The 6,000-nt window shown below is 50.3% G+C and carries 5 protein-coding genes and 1 pseudogene; 4 read left to right on the top strand and 2 right to left on the bottom strand.

Annotation, left to right across the window (positions count from 1 at the left end):
* From OKC41_RS07685 to OKC41_RS07670, 4 genes and pseudogenes are all read left to right on the top strand, one after another.
* The coding region (locus tag OKC41_RS07685) for a DUF3987 domain-containing protein (RefSeq protein ID WP_270671841.1) at nucleotides 1-551 on the top strand (551 nt) is incomplete at its 5' end.
* 450 nt (nucleotides 552-1,001) lie between these two features.
* Entirely contained in the window at nucleotides 1,002-1,673 is a 672-nt protein-coding gene (locus tag OKC41_RS07680) for an inovirus Gp2 family protein (protein WP_270671839.1), read from the top strand.
* A 71-nt stretch (nucleotides 1,674-1,744) separates the two neighbouring features.
* Entirely contained in the window at nucleotides 1,745-2,146 is a 402-nt protein-coding gene (locus OKC41_RS07675; protein ID WP_270671837.1) for an H-NS family nucleoid-associated regulatory protein, read from the top strand.
* A 168-nt stretch (nucleotides 2,147-2,314) separates the two neighbouring features.
* Nucleotides 2,315-3,625 (top strand): annotated as a pseudogene (locus OKC41_RS07670) (tetratricopeptide repeat protein); the annotation flags it as partial.
* Nucleotides 3,626-3,670: 45 nt separating this feature from the next.
* Here OKC41_RS07670 and OKC41_RS07665 read toward each other — a convergent pair.
* Together OKC41_RS07665 and OKC41_RS07660 are read right to left on the bottom strand one after the other, a co-directional pair.
* Entirely contained in the window at nucleotides 3,671-4,879 is a 1,209-nt protein-coding gene (locus OKC41_RS07665) for a tyrosine-type recombinase/integrase (RefSeq protein WP_270671836.1), read from the bottom strand.
* A 271-nt stretch (nucleotides 4,880-5,150) separates the two neighbouring features.
* Entirely contained in the window at nucleotides 5,151-5,846 is a 696-nt protein-coding gene (locus OKC41_RS07660) for a family 16 glycosylhydrolase (RefSeq protein ID WP_201894489.1), read from the bottom strand.
* Nucleotides 5,847-6,000 lie beyond the last annotated feature (154 nt).

Here is a 6,000-nt window from a genome sequence, read left to right as displayed (position 1 = left end):
ATTTTGGTTCAAAGTTTATGGAGCAGGCGTCAAGAATTGCGGCGGCACTTCATGTGTTTAAAAACATAAACTACAGAACCACGCTTGTGACTCATGAAACTATGCAGACTGCTATTGAACTAGCTGAAATATACTTACATCAAGCATTGATAATATTTAGATCGCCCGAGGCTAGGGAGTTCGTGGACGAGACACATGTTAATAAGCTACTGGAGTGGATTATTCATAACTGGAATAATGAGCTGTTTTTGAAAGGTGACATTAGACGAAGTGGCCCACATTGTGTTCGTAATTCGAATAAGCTAGAAGATGCAATAGAAGTTCTTATTGCTCGAGGAGATATCATTTGCTTTAAAAAGAAACAGTCAATCTATATTTCTTTATCTTGGAAGAAATACCCTAGGCTTGTTAGGCGCTCTTTAGTCCGCACCCGTGATAGAATTTATGTTAGCGAGCTAGTCGAATATCAAGGAAGACGCCATTCAGGAATACCATCAGTTGAACTTTTTGAGAGACCGTTGATTGACATGAGAAATAAGCTCCGACACTAATGGTTGCACCATACCCATACATTAAGGTTCAGTATTAACTGATTGCAGTACTCCGCTTAAGTAACTTAAGAGTGTTGTTATATAGGGCGGTATCATAACTGCATCTGAATTAGGAACCCTATGTTTATATTTTAGTATATATGTCCATTTGATTGAGGAGTGTATGGGTTTATTTAAATAAGCCATGATGCGGTATATGTATTATATATAGCAATACATATAGTAATACATACACTCTTATATACATCCATAGCCATGCACACTACTAACGTTCAGCAGCATACGCTATGCAATCTAACGATGAGAGGAGCATGAAGACTACATGCCTCTAAGCATGTACCACTATGGATAGCATCCAGAGCATGGTGTATTTACTTAAGCAAAAAGCACATCTATTTATTTAATTCAATAACTATACCTCCGTGTCTATTCACCAAGGTAGGGACTCCTATGTTGAATCACTTAAAAAATTCAGTATTGAAGATGAAAGCACTTACTAGATTATACACAGATAGTTACGGCCCTATGAATAGTTATTATTTAAGGCGTAGCTTAGATGTTGTGTCAGGTACCTTGGCTAGGTATCCTCGTGTTTATGCTCTGCGTGTGGATCTGCGTTTTGCTAGTGAGTCGCCTGAAGATGATACGGATACGCTGACTTGTTTACAGCGTTCAGATTCATCAGTGATCACTCGCTTTATGGAGTCACTTAAAAGCCAATTACGTGCAGACCATTATCGTCAGAAACGGCGTGGGTCTCCGTCATTACCAACCGTTATCTGGTGTCGGGAGCAGGAGTCATCGGCATCACCTCATTACCACCTGATGCTGCTGTTTAACAAAGACATGTATGCCTTCCTGGGAGATTATCGGGATTATGATGCTAACAACATGGGAACTCGGATCCAGAAGGCGTGGTGCAGCGCGTTGGGCCTCCCATACCCTGATAATGCAACGCTGGTTAACTTCCCTGTAAATCCACAATACAGGTTTGACCGTAATTCAGCGCGAAACTTAGATGAAAATTTCAGTGCATTTTTATTTCGTATGGCTTATCTGAGTAAACAAAGAACGAAGGTTGCTGATGGACAACGCAACTTCGGTTGCAGTCAAGTACGATAAGACGCTTGAGCATGTCAGTGCTCATTAGTATGCTATAGAACAATCCCTGCGTATTTAATTTAAGGATATCTATGAGTGAATTTCTGAAAGTGCTGTTGAACATCCGTAGTCTACGTGCAGCAATGCGTGAGTTGTCTCTGGAACAACTCCAAGAAGCCCACGAGAAGATTGAAGCGATTTATCTGGAGCGTCTGGAGCACGCAGAGAAAGAGCAAGCAGCCAATGCAGAACGTCAGCAAAAGCTGGCTGAGTTCCAAGCGATGTTGGCTCAGGCTGGTATTGACCCGACTGAGTTGGTAGGCTGTGCCCCAGCAGCAGCGACTGCGGCTAAAGCGAAACGAGCACCTCGGCCCCCGAAATACCGTTATGTTGAAAATGGCGTAGAGAAAACCTGGACCGGTCAGGGCCGTACACCCAAGTTCTTGGCTGAGCAACTCGAGCAAGGTCGTCAGCTGGATGACTTCCTCATCTAAATAGACAAGGCCATGCCCTCACGGTGTGGCCTTTCTTTTTACGTGCTTCGTGGCTAATTAGTGCCAGCTCTCGTTGTGACGAACCAGGAATACTAGGTAATGATCTGTCGCATGACAGAGGCCAGCTCTAATGACATTATTCAAAACATCCTTTAGCATGCGCATGATGCCACTGCCCCACGTACTGACACCGAGTTATCCCAAGCGGCAAAGCAGGGGGATGGACGAGCCCAGTATGAGCTGGCCAAACGCCTGGCGAGCAAGCCCGATTACCCCAACGCCATGCACTGGATGCAGCAGGCCGTCGAGCAGTCTGGCCCCTTGGCCGCCGATAAAAAGATCCGCGCCAGCGCTGCTTGGCAAGTGGGTGACTGGTATCAGGCCGGACTAGGTGAGCCCAAAAATCCAGTGCAGGCTACTCAGTGGTGGCAGCGTTCAGCTCGTCTTGGTAACACCAACGCCAGCTATCGGCTGGGCCTGATGTGCCAGGAGCAGCATCAAGGCAAACTGGTGAGCGAATGCCTCGATTGGTTCGAGCAGGCAGCTAAGCAGGATCATGCTGAAGCACAGTTGATCCTAGCCCGCTGGTACAGCACCCAACCGGGTGCAGATACGGACGCCATCAAGTGGCTTGAGCAAGCCGCAGAACTGGGTAACCGTGATGCCCAGTACCTGTTGGTTCAGCGATATGTGCAAGGTAAAGGGGTCGTCAAACGACCAGACCTCGCCCAGCGCTGGAACGACAAGGCTGCGGCTCAGCAGCAACGGGATGCGTTGTTACTGCAAGCCAAGCAGGCCTCACCCACCCATGCTTTCGCTACCTATCAGCGCGCTGCCAATGCGGGTTCTGCCGAGGCAGAGCTCTGGCTTGGCATGGCGTATCTGGCCGGGGAGCAGGTATCAGCCGACCCCGCTTTGGGACGTTACTGGCTGGAGCAGGCTGCTGGGCACGGCTCCCATGAAGCCGAGTACCAACTGAGTTTGCAGCAGGTGGACCGCGAGCAGCAGATCCACTGGTTAACTCGGGCTGCTGACGGTGGTGTACCAAAGGCATTGTTCGAGCTGGCGGAGCTACAGCATAAGCAAGGTGAACTGGCGCAGGCCAGAGCCAGTTATGCCAAGGCCGCCCAACAAGGACACATTCTCGCCCAGTACACCTACGGTGAAATGCTGCGTCTGGGACAAGGGGGAAAAGAGGATTACGCGCTTGCTCTCAAGCAGTATCGCCTAGCGGCCCAGCAGGGCGACCGCCAAGCCCAATACCGAATGGGGACATTGCGTGAGGAAGGCTTGGGGGCACCTCGTAACCGGGTGCATGCTTATGCTTGGCTGTCACTGGCGGCGACAGAAGGAATGCCTGAGGCTGTACGGGCCCGTGATGAACTCGAGGCCGCGATGACCAAGCCGGAAGTCAAACAAGCGCAGAAACTCTCTGAGCACTGGTTTGGCAAGATGTCATCAACGGCTAAGAAAAGCTAAAAAAAAGAACATAGAAGGAAGCGGCCTTGGTGGGCCGCTTCCTTCTTATTCAGTTGGTGAATTACCGGATACAAACTCAGCCCACGCATCCATCATTGGACGCCGCTGATCCAGCAAGTCCGTGCGGTGGTAGGCGGCTTCTACCTTGTTCTGCACTGTGTGAGCTAATGCTCGTTCAGCGAGATCCCGCGCATAGCCCTGCTCGCTGCACCAGTCTCGAAAGCTAGAACGAAAGCCATGAGCAGTGGCCATTCGGCCAGGTGTGCAACTCCCTGCTTTGGCTCTTCTCAGAAACATCGTCAACACTGTGTCTGAGAGCGGTACTTGGTCTCTGGGGGATGGGAATACCAACTCGTCATGTAATCCCCTTAACCCTTTCAGGATTTCGACGGCACGAAGAGATAACGGAACACGATGTTGTTGTTTGGCTTTCATACGCTCGGCAGGCAAAGTCCAGACCCTTGCCTCCAAATCGACTTCTGACCACTTCATGGCTCTGACTTCACCTGAACGGCAAGCAGTCAGGATCAAGAACTCCAGCATGGAGCGGGTTACATCGTACTGTTGCGTTGTTCTCAGATGTTTTTGCACAAATGCAGGGATATCACGCCAAGGCATCGCAGGCTGGTGTTCTACACGCACAGATTTGCTGGGTTGAGCCGGTAATAGGTGGCTTACCACATCCACTGGGTTTGCAGAGGTATAGCCATGGGCCCATGCCCAAGCCATGACTGCGTGTAGCCTCTGTTTAACACGGCTTGCCGTTTCCGGGATCGTCAGCCATATCGGTTGCAAAACGGAAGCGATATGAGCTGGGGTGATGGTATCAATGGAGATAGTGCCAATTGCAGGAAAGGCATACTGTTCCAATGTGGTGATCCATTGCTTGCCGTGTTTTGGGTTCTTCCAACCAGGTAACAAGCTTTCGTAGACGAGTCTGGCGGATGCTTCCAACGTCGGGATCTTCGGCTTGTTCTGCTCCTGCAGCCGGATCTCTAGTGGGTCCAGATTATTCGCCAGCTGTTCCCGCATTGCCTGGGCGTCTCGAGCAGCGTCAGCGATAGAGATCTCGGGGTAAGTCCCGAGGCCAGCGTTACGTCGTTTCTTCGTCAGTGGGCTGACATAGCGGAACACCCACTTTCCTCTGCCCTTGATGGTAGAGGGGTGTAGCGTCAACCCGGTGACGCCACCATGAGCAAGGGGCTTATCTTCAGGCTTGATGTTGCGGGCTTTGGTATCGGTGAGGATTGCCATGAGGTAACCTCCTTGAAAATTGAATATGCCACACAGTATGCCACCAGGCATGCGCAGTGGTAATATGTGATTGGGATGGATTGGACAGTGCTAACTTCTAATTTACTGATAGCAAATGACTTTCTGGATATGGATGGAGTGTGTTGGACTTGATTGCGGCGGGCACCTCCTCCGCCATCTATATAGCCCAACTGATTTATTCAGTTGGGCTTTTTTGTGTCTTCGGTTTTGGGTATGCCGCCGTGTGCCCGGATTTAGTTGACCATCGCGATCACTCCCAGGGCGTCACATTGGCGTACTTGTATTTGGCGTAGACGGGCTGGCCGTTGTAGGAGCTGGGCGGGAAGCTCGGGTTGGCGCTGATCCAGTTATTCACAAACGTCTGCATCCAGCTGGTGACGGGGCGGCTCTCGCGGCGCACGCTCACCCATTTGTTCTGGGTGCGGCTGAAGACCTGCCAGGTGACTCCCGCCTCGTCGATGTTGAAGGCGTAACGCTCCATGTTCCAGATGGAGATACCGTACTTGCCCAGGTCGATGTCCTGGGGATACTGACGCCCCTGGATCCAGACGTTGGTATGGAGCAGGTTGGTGCCCCCCATCAGCTCGATGTCGACTTCATAGTGAGAGCTGGTGCCTGCATCTCCGGTATAGGTAAAGAAGGAGCTGATGGTGCCGGGCACCGATCCTGCCTGCATCTGCACCTCATAACGACCCTTGCGGGTGTAGTTGTAGGTTCGCAGCTCAGCGCAGCTCTTGTTTCCTTTGTCGGATTTCGCATGGAGGATGGCCATGCCGGACTCCATCCAGACGTTGGCGGCGCGCCAGGTGCAGTCGAATTCTGACCCGCCATTGCGCCAACCATCAGAGACCTGCCAATCCTGATTGCTCCACCACCATGCCGATGCCTGAGTGGAATATAATCCTCCCGCCATCAGCAATACTGACATCAGTCCAAGTTTACGCATATTATCCACATTCCTGTGTGTTTATTAATGAGTGTTTTATTGATGACTACAAGCAGCATCAGAATAGCCATAAACAGATATTGAAACTTATACTGGTATCGCGTCATGACAGTTTCATACTTTTGAAATTGCCTGAAAAAGGTATGAAATACAT

It is taken from the genome of Aeromonas sp. QDB17, assembly GCF_027705305.1.
GTDB lineage: Bacteria > Pseudomonadota > Gammaproteobacteria > Enterobacterales > Aeromonadaceae > Aeromonas > Aeromonas caviae.
Note: the sequence above shows the minus strand (reverse complement) of the source record. Positions and strands in the feature narration are given on the sequence as shown.